This window comes from Mycobacterium szulgai, from assembly GCF_002116635.1.
Taxonomy (GTDB): domain Bacteria; phylum Actinomycetota; class Actinomycetes; order Mycobacteriales; family Mycobacteriaceae; genus Mycobacterium; species Mycobacterium szulgai.
Map to the genome: position 1 here is coordinate 53,842 of NZ_LQPW01000120.1, position 22,816 is coordinate 76,657.

The 22,816-nt window shown below is 62.3% G+C and carries 18 protein-coding genes; 13 read left to right on the forward strand and 5 right to left on the reverse strand.

Going from position 1 to position 22,816, the window contains the following annotated elements:
* The first annotated feature begins 182 nt into the window (after positions 1-182).
* Together AWC27_RS16460 and AWC27_RS16465 are read left to right on the forward strand one after the other, a co-directional pair.
* Positions 183-3,242: an MMPL family transporter gene (locus tag AWC27_RS16460; RefSeq protein WP_085671562.1), complete on the forward strand. Its 3,060-nt coding sequence runs from the start codon at positions 183-185 to the stop codon at positions 3,240-3,242.
* A gap of 200 nt (positions 3,243-3,442) precedes the next feature.
* A complete protein-coding gene (locus tag AWC27_RS16465; protein WP_308207146.1) occupies positions 3,443-4,963 on the forward strand; it encodes an APC family permease in 1,521 nt (506 codons plus the stop codon).
* Here the strand turns inward: AWC27_RS16465 and AWC27_RS16470 are convergent.
* Positions 4,897-6,165, reverse strand: coding sequence for an Rv1453 family transcriptional regulator (locus AWC27_RS16470; RefSeq protein ID WP_085671456.1), 1,269 nt, complete (start codon positions 6,163-6,165; stop codon positions 4,897-4,899). The genes AWC27_RS16465 and AWC27_RS16470 overlap by 67 nt on opposite strands.
* Positions 6,166-7,051: 886 nt before the next feature.
* Between AWC27_RS16470 and AWC27_RS16475 the strand changes: the two genes are divergently transcribed.
* The 5 genes from AWC27_RS16475 (at position 7,052) to AWC27_RS16495 (ending at position 10,863) form a co-directional block, all read left to right on the forward strand.
* A complete protein-coding gene (locus AWC27_RS16475) occupies positions 7,052-7,360 on the forward strand; it encodes a PE family protein (protein ID WP_085671457.1) in 309 nt (102 codons plus the stop codon).
* A 2-nt stretch (positions 7,361-7,362) separates the two neighbouring features.
* Positions 7,363-8,706 carry a PPE family protein gene (locus tag AWC27_RS16480; RefSeq protein ID WP_169726807.1) on the forward strand — a complete coding sequence of 448 codons (1,344 nt, stop codon included), beginning with the start codon at positions 7,363-7,365 and terminating at the stop codon, positions 8,704-8,706.
* 48 nt (positions 8,707-8,754) lie between these two features.
* Positions 8,755-9,048 carry a type VII secretion system protein EsxG gene (gene esxG, locus AWC27_RS16485; protein ID WP_085671459.1) on the forward strand — a complete coding sequence of 98 codons (294 nt, stop codon included), beginning with the start codon at positions 8,755-8,757 and terminating at the stop codon, positions 9,046-9,048.
* 32 nt (positions 9,049-9,080) lie between these two features.
* Positions 9,081-9,371 (forward strand): WXG100 family type VII secretion target, encoded by a 291-nt coding sequence (locus AWC27_RS16490; RefSeq protein WP_085671460.1) that lies wholly within the window; start codon positions 9,081-9,083, stop codon positions 9,369-9,371.
* A 511-nt stretch (positions 9,372-9,882) separates the two neighbouring features.
* Positions 9,883-10,863: a lipase family protein gene (locus tag AWC27_RS16495; RefSeq protein WP_245847193.1), complete on the forward strand. Its 981-nt coding sequence runs from the start codon at positions 9,883-9,885 to the stop codon at positions 10,861-10,863.
* A 54-nt stretch (positions 10,864-10,917) separates the two neighbouring features.
* Here the strand turns inward: AWC27_RS16495 and AWC27_RS16500 are convergent, their stop codons facing one another.
* Both AWC27_RS16500 and AWC27_RS16505 read right to left on the reverse strand, forming a co-directional pair.
* Positions 10,918-12,171 (reverse strand): EspA/EspE family type VII secretion system effector, encoded by a 1,254-nt coding sequence (locus tag AWC27_RS16500; protein WP_085671461.1) that lies wholly within the window; start codon positions 12,169-12,171, stop codon positions 10,918-10,920.
* A gap of 61 nt (positions 12,172-12,232) precedes the next feature.
* The gene (locus AWC27_RS16505; RefSeq protein ID WP_211281651.1) at positions 12,233-13,807 is read right to left on the reverse strand and encodes an adenylate/guanylate cyclase domain-containing protein; all 1,575 of its coding nucleotides are present in this window, start codon (positions 13,805-13,807) and stop codon (positions 12,233-12,235) included.
* 566 nt (positions 13,808-14,373) lie between these two features.
* Between AWC27_RS16505 and AWC27_RS16510 the strand changes: the two genes are divergently transcribed.
* From AWC27_RS16510 to AWC27_RS16520, 3 genes are read left to right on the forward strand one after another with little or no spacing between them, the layout of a single operon-like run.
* Positions 14,374-15,498, forward strand: coding sequence for an alpha/beta hydrolase (locus AWC27_RS16510; protein ID WP_085671463.1), 1,125 nt, complete (start codon positions 14,374-14,376; stop codon positions 15,496-15,498).
* Positions 15,498-15,875, forward strand: a complete 378-nt coding sequence (locus AWC27_RS16515) for a nuclear transport factor 2 family protein (protein WP_085671464.1) — start codon at positions 15,498-15,500, stop codon at positions 15,873-15,875. Before AWC27_RS16510 ends, AWC27_RS16515 begins: the two co-directional genes overlap by 1 nt.
* Complete coding sequence (locus tag AWC27_RS16520; protein ID WP_085671465.1) at positions 15,839-16,921, forward strand: TIGR03857 family LLM class F420-dependent oxidoreductase; 1,083 nt, start codon at positions 15,839-15,841, stop codon at positions 16,919-16,921. Before AWC27_RS16515 ends, AWC27_RS16520 begins: the two co-directional genes overlap by 37 nt.
* On the opposite strand, the gene AWC27_RS16525 is transcribed toward AWC27_RS16520, so the two are convergent.
* Together AWC27_RS16525 and AWC27_RS16530 are read right to left on the reverse strand one after the other, a co-directional pair.
* Entirely contained in the window at positions 16,918-17,949 is a 1,032-nt protein-coding gene (locus tag AWC27_RS16525) for an alpha/beta hydrolase fold domain-containing protein (RefSeq protein ID WP_085671466.1), read from the reverse strand. The genes AWC27_RS16520 and AWC27_RS16525 overlap by 4 nt on opposite strands.
* A 165-nt stretch (positions 17,950-18,114) precedes the next feature.
* Complete coding sequence (locus AWC27_RS16530) at positions 18,115-19,611, reverse strand: acyl-CoA carboxylase subunit beta (RefSeq protein ID WP_085671467.1); 1,497 nt, start codon at positions 19,609-19,611, stop codon at positions 18,115-18,117.
* Positions 19,612-19,655: 44 nt separating this feature from the next.
* On the opposite strand from AWC27_RS16530, the gene AWC27_RS16535 reads away from it, so the two are divergent.
* The 3 genes from AWC27_RS16535 to AWC27_RS16545 are packed head-to-tail and all read left to right on the forward strand — an operon-like array spanning position 19,656 to position 22,776.
* Positions 19,656-20,678, forward strand: a complete 1,023-nt coding sequence (locus tag AWC27_RS16535) for an LLM class F420-dependent oxidoreductase (protein ID WP_085671468.1) — start codon at positions 19,656-19,658, stop codon at positions 20,676-20,678.
* Positions 20,675-21,910 (forward strand): cytochrome P450, encoded by a 1,236-nt coding sequence (locus AWC27_RS16540; protein WP_085671469.1) that lies wholly within the window; start codon positions 20,675-20,677, stop codon positions 21,908-21,910. The genes AWC27_RS16535 and AWC27_RS16540 overlap by 4 nt, the downstream gene beginning before the upstream one ends.
* 23 nt (positions 21,911-21,933) lie before the next feature.
* Positions 21,934-22,776, forward strand: coding sequence for an SDR family NAD(P)-dependent oxidoreductase (locus AWC27_RS16545; RefSeq protein ID WP_085671564.1), 843 nt, complete (start codon positions 21,934-21,936; stop codon positions 22,774-22,776).
* The last annotated feature ends 40 nt before the right edge of the window (positions 22,777-22,816 follow it).

The following is a 22,816-nucleotide window of genomic DNA, read 5'->3' on the forward strand; positions in this document are numbered from 1 at the left end:
CGAGGTCAACAGTGCCTTCGCGCTTATTCCGGACGGCTTAACGGGTTTTGGCCAGCATTGTCCGCGGAGATGTTGCCATGCTTCGCGTTGAGCCGCGCTGGCAACGGCACACCGGCGTATTGCGGCGCTGCGTGCGAGCGCTCGCTACGCCGGCCAAACATGGCGAAAGCAAATTGTTCTCCATGATCGCCGCGTTTGTGGCCAAGCACGCGTGGCTGGTGGTCGCGTGTTGGGTTCTTTTGCTGGGCGTGCTCAATGTCTCCGTGCCGCAGCTTGAGGTGACGGTGGGGGAGGATTCCTCGCCGTTCATGCCGGCACATCTTCCGGCGGCACAAACGCTTCGGCAGATGTCGGCAGATTTCGGCGTGCCGGCATCTTCTGCCGTGGGCAGTGTCGTGGTTGTCGATGAGGCGGGGCTCAATGATGCCGACAAAGCGTTTACGGGCCGGCTGATCGAGGCGTTGCGAGGCGACAAGGCCGACGTGGCATATGTTCTCGACACGTTTTCCAACGACAAGTTGCGCAACATTGCCGTCAGTCCAGATGGTAAAGCGGTCAACGTGGTCGTGGCGGGTGCGGGCCAGATCGGATCGTCGGAGGCCCGCAAGAACGTTGTCGATGTCCGCCGATTGATCGAATCGCTGCCGAAACCCCCGGGCCTGCATGTCTACTACAGCGGGTTTGCGCCGACACTGGCAGATCTCTTCGGCGCGATAGACCGCTCACTGCTTGTCATCACCGCGGTATCGGTGGTGCTGATCGCGGGGCTTCTACTGCTGGTGTACCGGTCGGTTGTGCTGGCCATGATCCCGTTGGTCACGGTGGGCGTTTCGCTGGGGGTGGCCCGTTGTGTCGTCTCGGTGCTCGGCATGACCGGAGTGATGACGGTATCGAATTTCACGATCGCGCTGATGACCGCGATGGTGCTGGGAGTGGGAACGGATTATGCGATTTTCATCCTCGCCAGCTATCACGAAGGACGCCGCGAAGGGCTCGCCGTGCCGGAGGCACTTGCCCGTGCGGGGCAGAGGATTTCGGGCGTTCTGATCGCGTCTGCGGTGACGATCGCGGTCGCCTTCTCGGCGATGATGCTCACCAAGATCGGCATGTTCCGCGCGGTGGGACCGCCGGTGGCCATTGCCGTCGCGATCACGCTGGCGGTATCCGTGACGCTGCCGTACGCACTGCTATCGATCGCGGGGCGGCGGGGCTACGGTGAACCCCGTCAGCTCAACGAGATGCGATGGCGCCGCCTCGGAGCCAAAATCATCCGGCGCTCAGGACCTTTGACCGCGGTGTCGCTGGTGGTGCTGCTGGCGCTGGCTCTTGTGCTGACGACGCTCAAGATCAACTTCGACGAGAATTCGATGCAGCTGCGCCGTACCGAGAGCAGTATCGGCCATGAAAAGGTGCTTCAGCATTGGGGTTTGAACGAGGCAGCGCCGGAATATCTGATCATCAGGTCTGACCACGATATGCGCAACACAGACGACCTGGCCGCGCTGGAGGTGGTCGCCGCAAGTGTGGCACGGCTTCCCGATGTGTCCTCCGTGCGGTCCATCACCCGTCCGTTCGGCAAGCCGGCAGAGCAGACCGCCATCGGCTACCAAGCCGGCGTCGTGAGTGATCGCCTCGGTGATGCCTCCCGGCGCATCGGCGAGTCCACTCCGGATCTGGCGCGGCTGGGTCTAGGCGCAACTCAGTTGCTAAACGGTGCGCAAGAGGCGAATTCACAATTGCCACAACTTGTTTCGGGAGTACAGGAGGTGGTGCTGCTGGCTCACAAGATGTTGAGCAGCTATGGCGCCGCCAGTTCTGCGCTGGCCACGGTCACCGACGGTCGTAGCACGGTGCCGGTAGCCATCGCCGATTTGACCTCGTCGCTGCGTCTGCTCGACCGTGTTCTCGATGCTTTGAGCAACAACGATCTCGCTGCGGCGGCCATCGGTGCGGCGGATGCGACGCTGGGCCCGATGCTGGCGCCGGAGGTATCCGCTGAATGCTTGGGCAATCCACTGTGCATGCGCGGCCGGGGCGATCTGGCTGACCTGGACGCGATTACCAACGGAGCGGTAAGCCGGGCACTTGGCATTCTGCATGCCGCTTCGGCGGTGCCGCAGGATGCCATCGACCGGGTGCGCGCCTCGCTGCCATCGCTCAAAATCCTGCTCGAACAGCTGCAGTCATTGACTGCCCAAGTAAGTGGTCAACCGCAGGCACAGCTCAACGAGAAACTGAATCAGCTCGCCCAGGGCGCCGAAAAACTATCGGGAGGAATGTCGCAGCTGGTCACTGGCCTTAGCCAAGTGAAGACGGGCGTCGAGATGGTCGTCGACATGACTGGTCGCCTGGATCAGGGCCTGCAACAGGCTTCCAGCTACCTCGATGGTCTGAGTACCCACACCTCGACCGGGGCTGGGCGTGGCTTCTACCTGCCCCCACAAGGCTTTTCCGATCCGACCTTCAAGGCCGGAGAACAACTGCTGTTCTCGCGCGATGGTAAGACCGCACGGATGGTCGTGGTGTGGAAGGCCAATCCGTATGACGCCGAAGCCCGAGATACCGCACGGCAGCTGGCCGCCACCGCACAACGTGCCGCCGCCGGAACAGATCTGCGCGATGCGCGATTTGACACGACGGGTATCGCTTCGATCCTGGACGACATGGGCGACCAAATGCGCCGCGATTTCGCGGTATTTGGATTCGCAGCGATACTGGGCGTGCTATTAGTCCTGATGATCCTGCTGCGCAGCGTGTTGGCTCCGGTCCTGCTGGTGGCAATGGTTTGCCTGTCGTTTGCCGCGGCGGCTGGTCTGAGTGTGCTGGTATGGCAACACATCATCGGCATCGACCTGGAGTTCTCGGTGCTGCCGGTGGCCTCCATGGCGTTGATCGCGGTATGTGCGGACTACAGCATGCTATTCGCTTCCCGCATCCGTGACGAATCCCGAGATGGCATGGTAAGGGGTATCATTCGCGGATTCGGCAAGACCGGCAGCGTCATCACCACGGCGGGATTGGTCTTCGCGCTCACGATGTTCGCACTCATGAGTGGCAGCGTCGTCCAACTGTTGCAAATCGGATTCACCATCGGCGCAGGACTATTGATCGACATCACCATCGTCCGCAACATACTGGTCCCCGCGGCAATGGCAATCATCGGCAACCGGATTTGGTGGCCCAGCCCGGCGCTGGCGACGGGCCCTCAACCGACCCTCAGCCCGCAGGGCGAGAGTGAATAGCTCTGTTGTGGCGGGGTTGCTTTCGGGTGGATGCCGCGGTTCGAGGAGCTGCTGGCGGGACAGTCTGTCTCAGATTCTTAAGAGCTTTGGTGCTTTTAATGCTGGTGATCGATGTCCGGGTGGTGCTTACTTGCGCTGAAAGTATTGCTTAGCCGGGGGTGCCGCCGGGACTTGGCGACACGCGGAAAGGAGCGCGTCCCATTAGCAAGCTCGGCTTTTGGAGCGTCACGATGCTGGGGGTCAATTCGATTCTTGGCGCTGGCATCTTCCTGACTCCCGGCGCGGTGGTCAAGCTCGCTGGACCGTTGGCGCCCCTTGCCTACATCTTGGCCGGCGCCTTCGCGGGTGTCATGGCGATCGTGTTCGCCACGGCAGCTCGATACGTCAAGACCAATGGCGCATCCTATGCCTACACCACCGCCGCGTTCGGCCAGCGGATCGGCATATACGTCGGTGTCACCCATGCAATCGTGGCAGCCATCGCGTGGGGGGTGCTGGCGTCGCTGTTTGTCTCGACGCTGCTGACAACTGCCTTTCCCCATCAAGCTTGGGCACAAGATACGGAGATCTTCAGTGTGAAGACATTGACGTTTCTCATCTTCGTCGCAGTGCTGTTGGCCATCAACATGTTCGGCAACCGAATAATCAAGTGGGCCAACGGAACGTCCACAGTGGCAAAGGTGTTCGCGCTATTGATCTTCATCGTTGGTGGGGTTTGGATCGTTGTCACCCGGCACGTCAACAATTACGGTGTGTCGGGTTCGGCCGGTATCTACCATCCTCGACCCTACGCATTGTTTGGGTATCTCGAGGTTGGCCACGGCGCTGCATCAGGACTGATCCTGGCCACGATCGTCGCCTTGTATGCCTTCACTGGTTTCGAATCGATCGCCAATGCCGCCGAAGAGATGGACCACCCGGATCGAACCCTGCCCAGAGCCATACCGCTGACGATCGTGGTAGTGGGTGCTGTCTATGTTCTCGCGGTGGTCGTGGCGATGCTGCTGGGGTCGAACAGAGTCGTCGACTCCAACGACACAGTCAGACTGGCCGCGGCCATCGGAAACGATGCGTTCCGAACGATCGTCGTCATAGGAGCCCTGGTGTCGATGTTCGGTATAAACGTGGCCGCGTCGTTCGGGGCGCCCAGGCTCTGGACCGCGCTTTCGGATTCCGGGACGCTGCCGAGCCGCTTGTCGAGGAAGAACCGGTTCGGAGTTCCTACGGTCGCCTTCGGAATCACTGCGGCCCTAGCGCTCGCTTTTCCGTTGGCGCTTCGATTCGACAGCGTGAACCTGACCGGTTTAGCAGTGATCGCCCGATTCATCCAATTCATCGTCGTGCCAATCGCACTCATCGCCTTGGCGCGCAATCGGACCGGTGAGCGGGCCGCAGCGAAACGAAACCCCTACACCGATGTGGTGTTACCGATAACTGCGGTCGTGATCTCGATTGCGCTGTTCGTGTCTTTCGATTACCGGACCATTCTCTTAACGCCGCAGGGCAGCGCAAACTACTTCTCGATTACGTTGATCGTCGCCACCTTCGGCGTCGTACCCGCTATCGCGTATCTGCACTATTACCGGACCATCCGGCGTCGGCGGCTTCGCGGTGATGACTTCGGCGGTGGGCCGGTCCTTTGGAAAGCCGATGATCATGCCGAGTCCCGGCGATTGCCGCGCCACTGTAGAGCTTCGAGTGCAACGGCTACCCGGATGTAGTTCTGTGAGAGCGGACGGGGGAGCATCCGTTCAGCGGACTCGAGCCGGCGCAATAGCGTATTGCGGTGGCTGAAAAGAAGTTTGGCGGTGCGGGAGACGTTGCATTGTTGGTCGATGTATGCCAACAGGGTTGCGCGCAGTTCCGGGCTGGCTGACTCGAAGTCGCCGAGCGTGCTTTTGATGAATCTGTCGGCACTGTCGGTGTTTTGGGTGATCAGATCCACCAACTGGATGTCGTTGAAGAAGGCTACCCGCTGCCCCGATTGGAGTCGTGTCACCATGCGTTGGGTGACTAGTGCATCAAGGTGGCTGCGTCGGAAACCCTCGATTCCGTGCGCCGTGGGCCCGATGGCGATGCGCGCACCGGGCGCGCACTTCAGAGCCTGCGAGATGGTGTCGGCGCGCAGGTCGGTGGCGTCGGCTACCCATACCCAACGGGTGGCTGCGGTAGCGGCCACAGTGACTCGAGATGTCGATCCAACGGCCTGGCTAAAGGCGTCGGCGGCGCGGTCGAGGTAGATGTGGTCGCCCTCGAAGTCATCGCTCCACAGGATGGCGGCGGTATGGGGTCGGTCCAAGGAGTACCCCAATCGTGCCTCGGCCCGATCTTGACCAATGGGTGCGCCCTTGAGGATCAGCTCGGCGATCTCGCGCCGCGCGGCATGAGTGCCCCGTGCCAATTCGTGGTGTTCCAGTTTCACCTGTGCGGCAATGCCGGCCAGCGTAGCGCCGATGAATTGGCTGATGGAACGGGATGAAACGACGAGCAGTTCGCGCAACTCGTCTGCGTCGGCGCCGAGTTCGAAAGCGATTTCGATCCAATACTGCCAGGCGACGTCCTGGCCGACGCGATAGAGCTCCAGCGCGATCGAGTCCAGGCCACGGCGCACCAGATCCCTCGCCAGAGCTAGCGGCTCGGGTCCGAGATTAGCCGGCACCGGTGCACCGGGTTCGCGCACATTGGCCGCCGCCCAGTGCAGCAGGTTGGCGCGGCTGGCGCGACGAACGGCCTCAGCGAGGACGGGATCGTCGGCGATCGTCGCGTCCTTGCCCACTGTGGCGCGGTCGAGATGATCGAGCCACTCCTGCCGGGGATTGAGCGCGATTCGGGCGCCTTCGCGAATTAGCTCTCGAGTGCGTGCGGACGGCCCTTCCAGCGACGTCGGGACGTCGGCGATGCGGTCTTGGGTGAGCTGGTACATCTATCGCTCCTTGCTTGGGAGCCAGTCGGGTCGACGTGGGCCGGCGTATTGGGATCGTTGCCCGGGGCTGCGTGAACGTGCCTGGCAGCGATCGGCGGGGTCATTGGCAGTCATCGGTCCGCCCCCCGTGCGGCACGGTTCGAGATGCCGGGTGCGCGTGAGGAACTGGATTCAAGCGTGTGCCCTGTCGGCAGTGCCACACCTGAACGCTGGTGACATCGTTGTACATTCCTTCGTTCCCCGGATGCGTTACTGGTTGGGGTCAGCGGGGGCCTGGCAGTGTCGGGCGCCAGACCCCCGCTGAGATCAACGCCTGACGCCACTTTGGAGGCTGCCCCGGCTGTCGGACGGTCATCGACGAATTCGTGGCGGTCAGGCGAAATCTCTTGGCTGCGAGGCTGCTTAGCAATTCGCAACATAGTCGACTATACCCCCATGGCGTATAGGTGTAGGGAGGAACTTTGCCTCCCACGGATGGGGGTCTACCTTGTCCCCCACTTGTAGGACAAGCCCAACGTTTCGGGACTGACCTTCCTGTCCTGCGTCGCCGGAGTGGTGAATCAGGTGCTGATTTCAGGTCATCTGGCGCCGTTGAAGTTCGCAGCAGTTGGCAATCGTGTTGCACTTTGTCACAGCAATTGCATTCGGCGTGACGTTTGGCACCGCTGACACAGGGTGGGCTGGTGGCGCGGGCATCTTGTCTCGCCTTGCGGGATTGATTGGGCCGATTTGGCCCTGGCTCGGTTGTAGCGGGTACTGATCGAATTGACCCGACCGCGCCCATGCAGCATCCCCGGTACACCGATACGTCTGTTGTACGGGACATTTCACATTGTTGGCTGAGGGTCAGCTGGAGTATCTGTTCGGATCTAGAGGGAGGCAGTGCGTGACTTTACGAGTGGTTCCGGAAGGTTTGGCCGCCGCCAGTGCGGCGGTGGAAGCGTTGACCGCGCAACTCGCGGGCGCACACGCCAGCGCGATGCCGCTGATCACGGCGGTGATTCCACCAGCGGCTGATCCGGTGTCACTGGCCAGCGCGGCCGGATTTAGCGCTCTGGGTGCAGAGCACGCTGCTGTTGCGGCAGAAGCCGTGGAGGAGCTGGGTCGTTCCGGGCTTGGTGTTGGTGAATCCGGTGTCAGCTATCTGGCCGGGGATGCGGCTGCGGCGTCGTCTTACCTCGTCTCGGGAGATTGATGGTGACGGCTACCTTCTGGATGGGCATTCCCCCAGAGGTGCACGCCGCGGCACTTGTCGGCCCTGGCCCGGGTTCGCTCGTGACGGCCGCTGGTTCGTGGGCAGCACTGAGCGCTCAATATGCCTCGGCGGCAGAGGTTCTCACGGCGGAGCTGGACGTGGTGCAAAGCGCGGCATGGGAGGGACCCAGCGCCGAAAGCTACGTCGGGGCGCACGTGCCTTTTGTTGCGTGGTTAGCCAAGACCAGCGCGGAATACGCGCAGGTGGCTGCCGCGCACGAGGCCACGGCGGCAGCGTATGTCAGTGCGCTGGCGGCCATGCCGACGCTGCCGGAGCTGGCCGCCAATCATGTAGCCCACGGGGTGTTGCTGGCAACGAATTTCTTTGGAATCAATAGCATCCCAATCGCGCTGAACGAGGCCGAGTATGTACGGATGTGGATCCAGGCCGCAATCACGATGAGCGTTTATGAGGCAGCGACGACAGTGGCGCTGGCCTCGGCACCGCACAGCACTCCGGCGCCGGTAGTGGTTAAAACCGGTTTCGGTGACGCCGGCGACATACCACCAATACCACCGATACCGCCCATACCGCCGTTACCCCCATCTTGGTTGGCGGCACTACTGGCAGTGCTCGCACAGGTGTTCAGTGTGTTGTATGAGGTGGCTGTAGTCGTGTTCGAGGTGCTATACGTGACGGCCATGCTGCTCGGCGAGGCATTGTTCACGTTGGGCGTGTTGTTGTTTGAGGCTCTTGGGCTTCTGATCAACATTCTCGGGGAAGCGCTAATTACTCTGCTGGGAGTGCTGCTGGACAACATTGCGGTGGTTTTGGCGCTAGCAGGAGTGGTGGGCGTGGTGGGGGCGGGACTCGCCGTGGGCGGGGTTGTGGCCGCCGGAATCGGCGCGGGGATCGCGGTTCCGATCGCTGTGCCGCTGGGCGTGGCGGGCGGCGGCGACTATTTGTCGCGCCGGGACCACGATTGCGCGGACGCCGACGAGGCGACCACCCCGCGGACGGCAGCCGAGACGATAACGGCGCCCACTAACGAGGCAATGACGCCGAACAAGGGCGAAGGTATCGATGCCGCTGCCGCTGGGAAGTATCCGTCGGAAACGCAGTCGGCAACTCCGGCAGCGACATCGGACTCGGATCGGTGTGCCGGCGTCTTGGGGTTTACCGGAACTAGCGGCAAGGAGGCTGTCGGCGCGCCGGCCGGCCTAGCCACCCTCGATGGCGCTGATGGGTTTGGCGATGGTCCGCGGGTTCCAATGCTGCCAGCTAGTTGGGACGCGGATGTGATCGGAACGACGATCGACAGGGAGTTGGTGAGCTTAACGGCATGACGGTAGCCACTTGCTAAACCGAAATTGCACAACGGAAAAGGAGTTTCTGTGAGCTTATTGGATGCACACATTCCGCAGTTGGTCGCTTCGCAGTCGGCATTTGCCGATAAGGCCGGGTTGATGCGTCACACCATCGGTGAGGCTGAGCAGTCGGCGATGTCGGCGCAGGCGTTTCACCAAGGAGAAGCCGCGGCGGCGTTTCAGAGCGCTCACGCCCGATTTGTCGCGGCGGCGGCCAAGGTCAATAGCTTGCTGGACGTCGCTCAAGCGAACCTTGGCGACGCAGCGGGCACCTACGTCGCGGCTGATGCGGCGGCCGCATCCAGCTACACCGGCTTCTGAGATTCCCGGCGCAAATAGCGAAAGGACCTGTGATGGCGCAGATTATGTACAACTACCCGGCGATGATGGCGCATGCCGGGAACATGTCGGGCTATGCCGGCACGTTGCAAACCTTGGGTGCCGATATCGCGAGCGAACAGGCTGCCCTGTCCAACGCCTGGCAGGGTGATACCGGTATGACGTATCAGGGCTGGCAGACGCAATGGAATCAGGCTCTGGAAGACCTGGTGCGGGCCTACCACTCGATGGCAAGCACCCACGAATCCAACACCATGGCCATGATGGCTCGTGACCAGGCCGAAGCCGCGAAATGGGGTGCCTGACAAGTACTGGTCACCAGACAGTGGACTATCGACAGAACCGCTGCGGGAACATCCGCAGCGGTTCTGCGCATCAACATCAATGACGGGTTGCCGCAGGCCGTAGCGGCGGTTCAGTCCCACCCGGCACGGGAGAGCGCCACCCGGTGGTAGTGCGCCGCTGCGTGGTCTGATCCCGCGGCACGGCAATCACAACAAGACGCTCACGGCGTTGGATCCGTTCTCGACATAGCCACTAGGGGGCATGCACGCTTGCCCGGCGACGTGCAGGACAATCCGGATTTCGCGAACTGTCGGGGGCCTGGGCGCGGGAATTGCTATAGCAGAACACATTTGATGCTCCAGTCTGGCTAAATTTCAGTCACGGATCCGCTGACAGGCTCATTTCCTTCAAAGACACGCCTCGGCGGGCGCTCCGGTAACAACCGATACCTATTGCATCGCAATGGTTTTCAACACGCTGGATGCTCTTCCCTCCCGAACGCGTCTGATTGCAAATCGATGCTGTTGCAGCATGGAGACAGACGTGCAACGACTCATCACGACGACCGAGAATATCGATAACGTATGGCTGCCAACGGATTACAGAAAGGCGGCAGCATTGTTCGGCAACACGTTCGGGGGAATGGCGCGTCGGGAGTTTCTCGCAGGTGCCGCTTTGGCCGGCAGCATCGGAGTCCTCGCGCCGTGGGCTGGTCCGGTAATCGGCACCGCCCGCGCAGTTGGTCCAGAACGGGACTCGGGTTTCGATCCCAAGTTTGCTCTTGAGGTGACTCTTCCCCTAGCCCTCGCGGCCTATGCGGTGGCGGACTGCAATACGGTGCCCCTGCCGCCGGGATACGTTCAGACAGCAGTAATCAAAGTCGACGTCGGCGCTGGCTCAAAGACCGCCGAGCGTCATCCAGAAGTAACGGCAATTGCGTTCAACGCCTCGATATTTGGGATGATGGGCCGCAACGCGACTACGCGTACTGCCTTTGTGGCGTTTCGTGGCACCGTTACCTTTGACGACGTGATAACGGATTTCGGCGCAATCCCGGAGCCATACGTTGAGCTCCCCAAATTCGGGTGCGTACACTCTGGCTTCCAGACCGTTTACCAGCTGGTCCGGGAGAGTGTCGTCAAGAATATTTCGGCCGCGGTCCAAGGATGCGACAGGTTGCTGGTCATCGGGCATAGTCTCGGCGCAGCCCTCGCGGTACTCGCTGCTCCCGATATTTTCCTGAATATGCAGCCGATTCAACTAGGTACCACTACCTTTGCCGGGCCAACAGCAGGGCTGGGTGACTTCACCAAAGCCTTCAACAATGCCATCCAAAGCTGTTTTCGAGTAGTGAATTTCCTCGACCTTGTGCCATACGTACCCCCATGGCCTTACATCCACGTAGGCAACCCAATTTGCGTTGACAGCGGTGGGTCGATCGATCCGCTATGGCGTCACAGCCTTTATGCCTATCAGGCCGGGCTGGAAAAACTCAGCAGGCCTGCGACCTGATTGGCTGGTGCCGACGGCTGGCAGGTTTCGCCGCCAGCCATCGTTAGAAGCCATTTAGTCGAGAACCCGCCGTTCCGCCTGGCCCCTGTCGCCCCCGATATCGACCGGTGCCCGCTCGAAGCCGCCCGCCCCGGCGGTGGCGCCAGTCTCGTCGTCCTTCCCGGCGTCGTCGACCAGGCGGCCGCGCTGTTGACCGCCTTGCTGGGCCATCGAGACGACCTGGTTCGTTTGCCCGCTGATCATGCCGGCTATGTTGCCCTGCAATCCATTTGCCGACGAGACTTGGCTCAGCTGTTGCATGGTTGCGGTGAGTTCACCCACTCCGGGCAGTTGAACAAAGCTGAGCAGCTCGCTGAAATTCAGACTCGGTAGTCCAGCGAAGCCGCCCAAGAAATCCGGCAATCCGGCCAAATCGATCCACGTCGGCAACTTGCCCAAGCTGCCGACCCCCGGGAGCAAGCTAGCCAAGCCAGGCAGGCCGGGAAAGAAGTCTGGAATGGTCGGCAGGCCAGGCAGGTTCGGGAATCCTGGGATGGGCGACGGGAAAGTCGGCCAGTTGAACTCGGGAAGGCCCGGGATAGACGGCCACTGAAATTCCGGTAGGCCCGGGATCGGCAAGTTGAAGTCCGGTCGGCCGGGGGCCGGTGGCCAGGTGAATTCGGGCAGGCCGGGGATATTCGGAAGACCGGGGATGGGTATCTCGGGCAATTTGGGTGGCCACGAGATTTCCGGTAAGCCCGGGATCGGCAGATTGGGCAGACCGGGAAATGTCGGCAGGGTCATCGTGATCTCGATTAGGCGGCCGAGCAACCCTTTAAGGTTGGTCGTGTTGTGCATCGTCATGAGCGTCAAATAGAGCAGCGCACCGCCAACGACGGACATTGCCGTCCCGCATGCTGGTACTGCGAGCGCCAGCGACACCGCCTTGCCAACGAGGGGTACCTTCTCGGCCTTCTTGCAAGCCTTGCGGACGGCGCTGACCGTCTTGTGCATTGCAGACAGGACCTTGCGGGTGTCTGAGATGTACCTGGCCTGATTTGAAACAAGATTCCCGGTCAAGCGATCGATGTCGCCAAGCGCCTTGGTGCGCAGCTGCTGACCGACGTTTTGCTTCATGTAGGCGTCAGCTGCATCACCGATCCAGTTGGTACCGGGAATGGCCAGGCCCATCTTGTCGCTGATCTGTTTGAACAGCGACGAGCTGGACCCAAAAATATCGCCATTATCAGGTACCCCGCCGCCGAGCGAGGCCAACAGCCCGGAAATAATGTTGGTGGTTTTATCGCAGAGCTCGGTTCCTGACCCCATTTTGCGTTCCTTACTTCGGTATCTTGTGCGGTCTGTAGTTGCGTGAGAGGTGCTGGCTATTTCAATTCGGGCATATCTCGCCGTTCGACTGGGACAACATCGCCAGCCACTCGTGTGACACCGCCCTCGGTCGGGCGAGTTGTCTGGGTCGGTCGAGGCCGCGCAGCACCGCTTGGTTGGCCACTTCCCAAAAGAGCCTCTCGTGTGCAGCACTTGCCTGCACCGCTTCGGCCGACGCCAGGATGTGGTGCGGGTCAGTCTTCGCAAGCTCGCACAGCCGGGCAGCCACGTTGACCGGCTCGCCGATCACGGTGTATTCGAACCGTTCGTAAGCACCGACATTGCCCGCCAATACCGTTCCGGCGGCAACACCGATGCCCACCTGGCATTCGGGCACCTCGGCGGCCAGCCGCTGTGCGATCGCACGTGCGGTTTCCAGCGCGTCGGATTCGGGTGAAGCAACCCGCACTGGAGCTCCGAAGACAACCAGAGTTCCGTCACCCTGGAACTTGTTTATCAGGCCTTGCCGGCTGTTGACCTCCTCGACGATCGCAGTGAAGAGGCGGTTGAGCAGACCCACAACCTCGAACGGCGGTCTGGACGTGACCAAGCGCGTGGAACCGATGATGTCGACGAAAAGTACTGCCACATGGCGTTCCTCGCCGCCGAGCTCAACCTGCTGCTGCTCGGCAGCTGCGGCGACGTCGCGTCCGACATGCCGGCCGAACAAGTCGCGGACGCGCTCCCGTTGCCGCAGCCCTTCTACCATCGCGTTAAACCCACGCTGCAGCTCGCCAACCTCAGAGCCGTCGAAAACCTCCAGCCGGCAATCTAAGTCGCCGGCTTCCACCCGTTGCAGTGCCAAACTGACGACCCGGACCGATGTCGCGGTTAGCCACCCGGCGATGAGGTTCGACACCAACCCGAAGATGAACGCCGCCACTCCGAGCAGCAACACGATCAGGCCCTGTTCGGTGACGGTCATCTGCGTTTGTGACAGCGTAAACCACACGGCCGCAACGATTGCGATCAGCGGGCCTCCGGAGCCCAACAACCAAGACACTGTGGAACGACCCATCACACCGGGAGCGAAGCGCCGCGCTGGCGGGCCGGCCTCGAGCGCCACCGCCGCCGCGGGCCTAAGCATCAACTCGGCGAAAAAGTAGCAGCTGGCTGACAAGATCATGCCGCTGAAGCTGATACCAAAGACCAATTTCGGTATGTAGCTATAGCTCACGCTGCCGAAGAGCGCAGCGAACAGACAGTTGCCGATCGTCCACAAAACCACCGGAACCAGGGCCAATCGCCACGGCGCCAGGAAGGCATTGCGTTGGTCCCTCGGGGTCAGCGGCTGATCCCCTGTCTTCCAGCGCAATTCGCCCAGAATGCGCCTGGTCATCCACAACCAGCCCAGTGCGATGGCCGCTATGACATAGAGCGGAGCGACCTCCTCGGAGATCCACGCGACGCGCGGCGCAAAGACATTGGGCGCTGGGATGGCAACAGTGACAAACAGCAGCACCAAGCCGATGCCAAGCAGATTCGTGATGATGAGGAATGCGAAGAGCACCGGGCGCGTGATGGGCAAATCGTCCGACGGCACCACGGCCTTGTGCACGAACCTTGGCAACCTCATGACCCTTGACTTCCTGGCGAGATGCTGGGACGGGTCCGCTTTGTCAAGAATATGTACACCGGCTGCCACGAGAGTGACTGGGAAGGGACCGAATTCGGCTCGACGGTGCGAGTTCGCCGGATGGAAGCCGACGTCGCGTAATTCGCCGCCTTGATGCCTGGCATTGCTCCTATATCCTTTGTTTGTCTGTTCACGCATCTCAGCAGGTGCATTGCAACCGAACGCTGATGACGCGGATCGAGCCGGGACAATCGATGGGGCCGGCTGTGCTATATATACCCTACCCCGGTATATCAGATACACCTACGTGGTACGGGTCACAGAAGCCGTCCGGGAGTGGTGCCCCATCGGCAACAGGCCTAGTTGTTCCTCGGTCTCGCCGGCCATCCGCGCAACGCGTGGCGCGAGCCACCCGTCGTTCTCAACGTGGTGGGCGGCTCCTGGGCAAGGCGATACTAGGTGGGTTACAGTATAGATTTCAGCAGTCGGACTGAGGTTGTCCAAGCTGCCGCAAGGAGCGATATGGCTAAAGCAACACCGGCATCAAGTTGGTCTAGGTGGTAGGCATGTCAACCACGACGCGCGCGCTGGATGTCGCACGCGAAGTGGCATTGGTCGTGCCGCGAACGCTGTCCGGTCTCAATCAGTCGACCGGGTGGGTGCCGCACTCTACGCGCGGCGTTCGCCAGTTCGGTGAGGTTTTGTTGGACGAGCTTGTGCTGAGTGGCTTTTCGCTGCTCGGCAGTAACCTGCCAAAGGAGATGCGGCCAGTCGATGGCTGCACGGCGGCGGCCGAGGAATTGTCGGCGCTGGGCATCGATGGCGCGCATGCGGAGCCGGAACCGTTGCGGATACGCGCGATACGCCGTCATCGGATCGGTGGTCTGGTGTACGAGCGGATGACATTCCACCACCAACCCACACTGCCGAAGACGCTGCAGGCCGCCGGCCTGGGTGGCCCGGCGACAGCGGTCGTCCACTTGTGCCGGCATCACGACGGGCCGCGGCCGTGGCTCGTGTGGGTACATGGTGCCGGTCAGGGCGGCCGGGAGGACCTGTTGCTGTCGCGCATCGACCGACTGCACCGCAAGCTGGGGTTCAATGTCGCGATGCCGGTGCAGCCGGGCCACGGTAGCCGGCGCCGGCAGTGGCCGCGCTATCCCGACATGGATCCGCTGGGCAATGTCGCGGGCATGATGCGGTCTGTGTCGGAGGTGCGTGCGGTGGTGCGCTGGGTGCAGCCCAAGGCGGCCGCGGTTGTGGTGGCGGGGATTTCGATGGGCAGCCCGGTGGCCGCGCTGGTGTCCCACTTGGAGCGCCAGGTCGACGCCGTCGCGCTGTATACCCCGATTCTGGGTCTTAATTCGATGATCGCGCGGCACCTGGGGCGCTGGGGTGCGTCCCGCAACGGATTCCGTGCGTTGCTGGAATCTCCTACGGTTTCACAGCTGACCTCGGTGATCGATCCACTGGCGGTCGATCCGGCGCCGCCTCCGCACCGCCGGCTGATCGTCGGCGCTTGGCACGACCGAATGGCGATGCGCGAGCCCGCAATGGCGCTGCAGGAGCGCTGGGGTGGGCAACTGTACTGGTACGACGGCGGCCACGTCGGTCATGTGTTCTCCCAGCGCGTCCAGCAGGTCTCCGAGCGATTCCTGCGCACGGTTGCCGAGGAAGCTGTGCACGAGTAATGGCTACCTGGACCGCACGTGAGGTGGTCGAGCAGTACAACCTCGTGGTCTGGAACGAACGCGACCTGGGGCTGGCCCAGGAGTTGTTCGCCGACAACGTCGTTCGGCACGAGGTAGGTGCGGCACACACGCTCACCCGCGAGCAGGCCGTCAAGCGTGTTGAAGACACGTGGGCGCTGTTCGACAAGTTGCGCTTCGCGCTCAACATCGTAGTTACCGGTGACGACGGCGAGCACGTAACGATCGTGTACGACTCGACTATGACCGGCAAAGACGGCACTGAAACAAGCATCGGCAGCATCGAGGTTTTTCGGGTTGTCGACGGGAAGATCACCGATGTCTGGAATTGCGGCTATCAGCAAGGGGTTTGGAAGTGACTATCGATCGCGTGCTCGATGAGTTGGGCTACTACCTGCTGGCCGGTGCCGGCGGCGAGGGCCCAGCCACCTTGATGGACGAGGCGCGCCGCGGCGAGGAACTGGGTTTCGGCACCGCATTCATCTCCGAACGCTGGAATGTCAAGGAAGCCTCCTCGCTCGTGGGGGCGGCGTGTGCGGTCACCAGCAGCATGCAGATCGCTACCGCCGCAACCAATCACAACACGCGCCATCCGCTGATCACCGGATCCTGGGCCACCACCATGCACCGGCTCTCCGGCGGGCGGTTCACGCTAGGCATCGGCCGTGGCATCGCCGCGATCTATGGCGCATTCGGGATCCCGGCAGTGACGACCGCGCAGATGGAGGACTGGGCGCAGGTTATGCGCCGGCTCTGGCACGGCGAGGTGATCTTCAACCACGACGGACCAATGGGCAAGTACCCCATCCTGTTTCTCGACCGCGACTTCAACGAAGACATTCGCCTAGCACTGGTGGCCTTCGGTCCCAACACGCTGAAGCTCGGCGGCCGCGCGTTCGACGACGTCATTCTGCACACCTACTTCGCCCCGGAAACCTTGCAGCGGTGCGTCAGAACAGTCAAGGCAGCGGCGGAGGAGGCGGGGCGAGACCCGGACAGCGTGCGGGTGTGGTCGTGCTTTGCGACGGTCGGTGACCACCTTCCCGAGCAGCTGCGGCTGAAGAAGACGGTCGCCCGGCTGGCCACCTATCTACAGGGGTACGGCGATCTACTTGTGAAAACCAACAAGTGGGATCCCGCTGTGCTGCAACGGTTCCGCGAGGATCAAATTGTGACGTCTGTCGCCGGCGGGATCGATCACAAGGCCACCCCGGAGCAGATCGAGCACATCGCGACGTTGATTCCCGACGAATGGCTGGAGCCGTCGGCGACTGGGTCGGCCCGGCAATGCGTCGACCGCATTCGCAAGGAATTCGACTTCGGCGCGGACGCGGTGATCATGCACGGCGCCACCCCCGATGAGCTGGAACCCGTCGTCGCCGCCTACCGGGCTGACGTCCGCTAGCCGGTGGCCTCGCGAATGTACTCCCCGATCTGGCGCAGGGAGCGGGTCGCCTCGGGCACCATCGGCGTGATGGCCTGAAAGTCGTGAATTTGACCGGGCCAGACCCGCAACTCCGTCGGCACACCGGCAGCAGCCAGTTTGGCCGCGGCCAACTGTGCGTCGTGCAATAGCACCTCGGACCCCGAGACGTGGATGAGTGTCCTGGGCAGTCCGGCTTCGATATGGTCGAGCGGCTCATAGGGCGCTTCTGGGGTGTCGTCGACCTGGTGCTTGGCGGCCACGCTGGCTAGCAGCGCCGCGAACGCATCGAATGACTTGGCTGAGAACATCGCGTCGGTCTTCATGTTGGGATGCGATTGCTTGGGTGCGTGTCCCAGTTGCATGAGTGGGGAGATCGCCACCAACGCAGCCGGTGTTTCGTCGATGTTGCGCAGCCGCTGTGCCAGCGCAAGGGCGAGATAGCCGCCCGCGGAATCCCCCGCCAATACGACCTGATCGGGCTGGTATCCCTGCCTCCGCAGCCACTGGTAGGCATCGTGGCAGTCGTCGATGGCCATCCCGATCGTGTGCTTGGGCATCAGCCGATAGTTGACGACCAGAAGCGGCGAGTCGGCGAATGTCGACAGCGCATTGACCATCCTGCTATGCGAATTCGCCCCGCCAAACAGGAACGAGCCGCCATGCAGAAAGAGCACCACCCGTCGGGTACCGTCTGCGGGCAGCACCCCAGGAGCGTGGACCAACTGCGCGGTGGCATTGGGCAACGCGATCGTGGCCTCGGCGGCGCCAGGGGGGACGCGGCGGATTCGGGATGCGGCGTCGATGAGGCCCCATGGCCAGGGCAGCAGGGGAGCGTAGCTGCCCACGGTCAGAATCGGCCTGACCATCAGTCGCGACGCCGCCGTGAGCAGCCGGGCGGCAATGCTGGGACCGGACTCGACGACCTCGACGTGAGTGCCGAAATTCACGGCGAAGTTGCGTCTCGCGTATCTGCGGGGGGAGCCGGATAACTGCCTCATTGCGGTCATGCTCAACACTTCCTACGTCGTTGCCCGTGCGACTCCGGACGCGACGAGGGGCCAGAGCGCCGCCGCTGGTCGCGGCCAATGCGTTATTGATAGGGCAATGGTGTTGGGCAGACCTTCGGTAAACGTTGACCAATCATTGAATTCGCATGTTGAGGCACCAAAACGTCAGGGCATGATCAGCGTGCGACTGACCGGTTCCGGAGCGCCCTGCCGGCTGTAAAGACCTCGCTGCAGTGCCGCCAGCAGCGCATCACGCGTCTCGCGGGGATCGATGAGTTCATCGAAACCCATGTGCTCGGCCGATCGATACGACGCCTGCAGTTCGGCATTGCGCAGCTTGGCGGATAGATTCTCGTCGGCGTGGGAGGCGCGGCTTAGCGCGCCGGCCCCCATAGCTCCCATCGTTGCGCCTGGATAGGCGAACGTGGCCACCTGGGAGTCGAAGCTGATCAGTGACATCACCATGGAGCCGAAACCATAGGCCTTGCGCAGCGTCAGGTGCAGCTTCAGGGTGGTTGCCGCTGTCTGCGCAGCGAACATCCTTGCCCCGCTGCGCAAAACGCCTTGGCGCTCGGACCGGCTACCCGGAAGCATGCCTGGGTTGTCGGCCAGGAAGATGAGCGGGAGGTGGAAGGAGTCGGCCACCATGATGAAGTGTGCCGCCTTGTCGGCGGCGTCGGCGTCGATGGACCCGGCCAGAACCTTGGGTTGGTTGGCGACGACGGCCACCGGATGTCCGCCGAGGTGGGCCAGGGCGCAGATGATCGCCTTGCCGAAAGCGGGCTGGACTTCGAACCAATCGGGCCGGTCGAACACCACGTCGAGGACCCCGCGCATGTCGTAGACGCGGCGGTTGTCCCGGGAGACGATGTTCAGTAACTCCGGTGTCGGTCTGGGTTCCGACGTCTGGTCTGTCGGCAGCGACGGCGGGTAGGACCACGCGCTCGGCGGAAAATACGAAAGATAGCGCCGGATGGCGTCGAGCACGGCTTCGTCGTCCTCGGCGACGTTGTGGATCACGCCACTTGCCAGAGCGACATCCGGACCGCCTAGGTCGTCCTTCGAAATGTCTTCTCCCGTGGATTCTTTGACGACCGGCGGCCCGGCCGTGAAGATCGCGCCCTGACCGCTCATGATGCTGAAGTCACAGACCGGGGCCACCAGGGCACCGTGTCCTGCAGATGCGCCCAGCACCGCGGTGATCGTCGGAACCCGGCCCGAGCATCGAGCCTGAGCAAGCAGGTCGGTTGGAGTCCGCCCGTAATGCACTCCGGTAGGCCGGAACCCGGCACCCTCGAGCAGCATCACCAAGGGGATCCTGTCGCGCAACGCCAGTTCGGCGATGCGGTAGCGCTTGGAGTTGCTGCCCGGCGCGATGGTTCCGGCCACCGTGGTGAAGTCCTCGGCGCCCACCAGCACGGGCACGCCGTTGATACGGCCGGAGCCGGTGACGATCGCGTCGGAGGGGATCTCACCACCGACCAGCGTGCCGAACTCGCGGAAGGTACCCGCGTCGAGAAGTCGTTGCACGCGGGCGCGGGCGTCGAGCTTGCCTTTGTCGCGGTGCTTGTCCAGCCGTTCCGGCCCGCCCATGGCCCGTGCCTGCTGACGGCGGCGGTCGAGATCATCGAGGGTCTCGTCCCAGTCCTCGGCTTTCGTCATGCATCTGTCCTACATACTGGATTGCTTACTGTAAAGTCACCCGCATGGGTAGTGCCGCCCGCTTCAAGATCGACGGTGGCATCTCCAATCAACTCACACGCGCGGCGCAGTCGGCCAGCATTCTGGAAGAACGCGGGTACGACGGGGGCTGGACGGCCGAAACCAGTCACGACCCGTTCCTGCCGCTGCTGTTGGCCGCCGAGCACACCTCTCGAATCGACCTCGGCACCAATATTGCGGTGGCATTTGCGCGCAACCCGATGCTCGTCGCCAACCTGGGCTGGGACTTGCAGGCTTACTCCAAGGGCCGCTTCATCCTGGGGCTGGGGACTCAGATCCAGGCTCATATCGAGAAGCGATTCAGCATGCCATGGAGCCACCCGGCGCGTCGCATGCGCGAGTTCGTCTCCGCGTTACATGCGATCTGGTCCGCTTGGCGCGACGGCCGCAGGCTGTGCTTCGAGGGCGAGTTCTACACCCACAAGATCATGACCCCGATGTTCACCCCCGAACCCCACCCGTACTCCGCGCCGAAGATCTTCCTGGCCGCCGTCGGTGCAGCGATGACCGAGATGTGCGGCGAGATCGCCGACGGCCACCTCGGGCACCCGATGGTCTCCAAGCGATACCTCACCGAGGTGACGATGCCGCTGCTGCTGCAGGGTTTGCAGCACTCCGGTCGCGATCGCAGCGACCTCGAAGTGTCGGCCGAAGTGATGGTGGCCACCGGCGAAAACGACCAGGAGTTGACCGCCGCCATCGCCGCCACTCGTAAACAGATCGCCTTCTACGGATCAACGCCGGCTTACCGCAGGGTTCTTGACCTGCACGGCTGGGGCGACCTGCACAGCGAATTGCATCGCCTGTCCAAGCAAGGTGAGTGGGACGCCATGGGTTCGCTCATCGACGACGACATGCTGGCGGCTTTCGCCGTCGTCGGACCGGTCGAGGAAATCGGCGACGCGTTGCGCGCTCGTTGTGAGGGAATCGTCGACCGCGTGCTGCCGATCTTCTACGCCGCTTCGCAAGACTGTATTAGCGCCGCACTGAAGGAGTTTCGTCAATGAGCGCGCCGACCGTGGATGAGGCCGCCAAGCTACTCGCGGATCCGCTGGCCTATACCGACGAGCCGCGTTTGCATGCCGCACTGACACATCTGCGCGCCAGCGCGCCGGTGTCGTGGGTGGAGGTGCCGAATTACCGGCCGTTTTGGGCGATCACCAAACACGCCGACATCATGGACATCGAGCGCGAGAACATGGTGTTCACCAATTGGCCCCGCCCGGTGCTGGCGACGGTGGAGGGTGATGAGCTACAGGCCGCCGCCGGCGTACGCACGCTTATCCACCTCGATGACCCGCAGCACCGGGTGGTCCGCGCGATCGGCTCGGACTGGTTTCGCCCAAAGGCCATGCGGTCGCTGAAAGTTCGCATCGACCAACTGGCCAAGAGCTACGTCGACAAGATGATGGCTGTGGGGCCCGAATGCGACTTCGTGCAGCAGGTTGCGGTCAACTTCCCGCTGTACGTCATCATGTCGCTGCTCGGCTTGCCCGAAGTCGACTTTCCCCGCATGCTGAAGCTGACCCAAGAGTTATTCGGCAGCGACGACAGTGAATTTCAGCGAGGCACTACCAACGAAGACCAGTTGCCGGCGCTGCTGGATATGTTCGGCTACTTCAATGGTGTGACCGCGTCGCGGCGCGAGCAGCCCACCGCGGATCTGGCCTCTGCGATCGCCAACGCGCGCATCGATGGTGAGCCGCTGTCAGATATCGAAACGGTGTCCTACTACCTGATCGTCGCGACCGCCGGCCACGACACCACCAGCGCCACCATCTCCGGTGGCCTGCTCGCACTGCTGGAGAACCCCGACCAGCTCAGGCGGCTGCGCGACGATCCGGGCCTCATGGCGCTGGCGACCGAGGAAATGATCCGCTGGGTCACCCCGGTCAAGCACTTCATGCGCACCGCCGCAAAGGACGCGGAGGTGCGTGGAATACCTATAGCCGCAGGCGAATCCGTGCTGTTGTCGTATGTGTCGGCCAACCGCGACGAGGATGTCTTCGACGACCCGTTCCGGTTCGACGTCGGGCGCGAGCCCAACAAGCATCTCGCCTTCGGCTACGGCGTGCACTTCTGCATGGGTGCCGCCCTCGCCCGGATGGAAGTCAGCAGCTTCTTCACCGAGCTGCTGCCGCGGCTGAAAGCCATTGAACTCAATGGTGATCCGCAATTCGTCGCCACAACGTTCGTGGGTGGCCTCAAGCACCTGCCGGTGCGTTATTCGTTCAGGTGAGCAGCAAACCCGCGAGGATGCCCGTGACACAAAAGACGATTGTCATCACCGGTGCCAGTGACGGCATTGGTGCCGCGGCCGCACGTCAGCTCAGCCGCAATGGACACAATGTCGTCGTGGTGGGTCGCTCGGGGGCCAAGACCAAAGCAGTGGCCGCCGAATTGGGTGCGGACTATTTCGTGGCAGACTTCGCCGATCTGTCCCAGGTGCGCGCACTAGCCGACAAAATCCGTGCGGAGTATCCGCGCATCGACGTATTGGCAAACAATGCGGGCGGTATGTGCAGCCAAACGCAGCTAACGGCCGATGGCTTTGAGAAGACGTATCAGGTCAACTACTTAGCGCCGTTTCTGCTTACCACACAGTTGCTGGATCAATTGATCGATTCTCACGCCGCCGTTGTCAATACAACAAGCTCGTCGCAGAAACTGCTGGTCAGGGTCGCCGTCAACGACCTGGAGAACACGGCTCGACGTAGGCCCAGCGTTGCCTATGCCCTCACCAAGCTGGCAATCGTCATGTTCACCACGGAACTACATCGCCGATACCACGCCCGCGGCTTGTCGGCCGTGACGTTTCATCCCGGCTATGTCAACTCCAACTTCGGCGAAGCGTCGGGGTCACGGTTTCTTAATTTCATGAAGTACCGCATGCCGGTGACCGCGCGGTTTACCGCCACTGCCGAGCAGGGCGCCGAACAGCTGACTTGGCTGGCATCGGGGACGCCAGGTGTCGATTGGACCTCGGGGGAGTACTACTCGAGACATAGGATCGCCAAAGCCAACCGTGCGGCCTACGATGCCCGGCTTGGGAGCGAGTTGTGGGACCGGACTATGGCCAAAATCGGACAGTTCGGGCACCTCTAGCAGTCGCGGGTCACGAAAGCGTGCGGAACGTGCCGATCGG

Bases quoted from the DNA above. Each gene is read 5' to 3' on its own strand.
- AWC27_RS16540 (WP_085671469.1), top strand. From the start codon at position 20,675: ATGAGCGCGCCGACCGTGGATGAGGCCGCCAAGCTACTCGCGGATCCG.
- AWC27_RS16470 (WP_085671456.1), bottom strand. From the start codon at position 6,165: ATGTACCAGCTCACCCAAGACCGCATCGCCGACGTCCCGACGTCGCTG.
- AWC27_RS16495 (WP_245847193.1), top strand. From the start codon at position 9,883: ATGGAGACAGACGTGCAACGACTCATCACGACGACCGAGAATATCGAT.
- AWC27_RS16535 (WP_085671468.1), top strand. From the start codon at position 19,656: ATGGGTAGTGCCGCCCGCTTCAAGATCGACGGTGGCATCTCCAATCAA.
- AWC27_RS16460 (WP_085671562.1), top strand. From the start codon at position 183: ATGATCGCCGCGTTTGTGGCCAAGCACGCGTGGCTGGTGGTCGCGTGT.
- AWC27_RS16490 (WP_085671460.1), top strand. From the start codon at position 9,081: ATGGCGCAGATTATGTACAACTACCCGGCGATGATGGCGCATGCCGGG.
- AWC27_RS16530 (WP_085671467.1), bottom strand. From the start codon at position 19,611: ATGACGAAAGCCGAGGACTGGGACGAGACCCTCGATGATCTCGACCGC.
- AWC27_RS16525 (WP_085671466.1), bottom strand. From the start codon at position 17,949: ATGACCGCAATGAGGCAGTTATCCGGCTCCCCCCGCAGATACGCGAGA.
- AWC27_RS16510 (WP_085671463.1), top strand. From the start codon at position 14,374: ATGTCAACCACGACGCGCGCGCTGGATGTCGCACGCGAAGTGGCATTG.
- AWC27_RS16500 (WP_085671461.1), bottom strand. From the start codon at position 12,171: ATGGGGTCAGGAACCGAGCTCTGCGATAAAACCACCAACATTATTTCC.
- AWC27_RS16515 (WP_085671464.1), top strand. From the start codon at position 15,498: ATGGCTACCTGGACCGCACGTGAGGTGGTCGAGCAGTACAACCTCGTG.
- AWC27_RS16505 (WP_211281651.1), bottom strand. From the start codon at position 13,807: ATGAGGTTGCCAAGGTTCGTGCACAAGGCCGTGGTGCCGTCGGACGAT.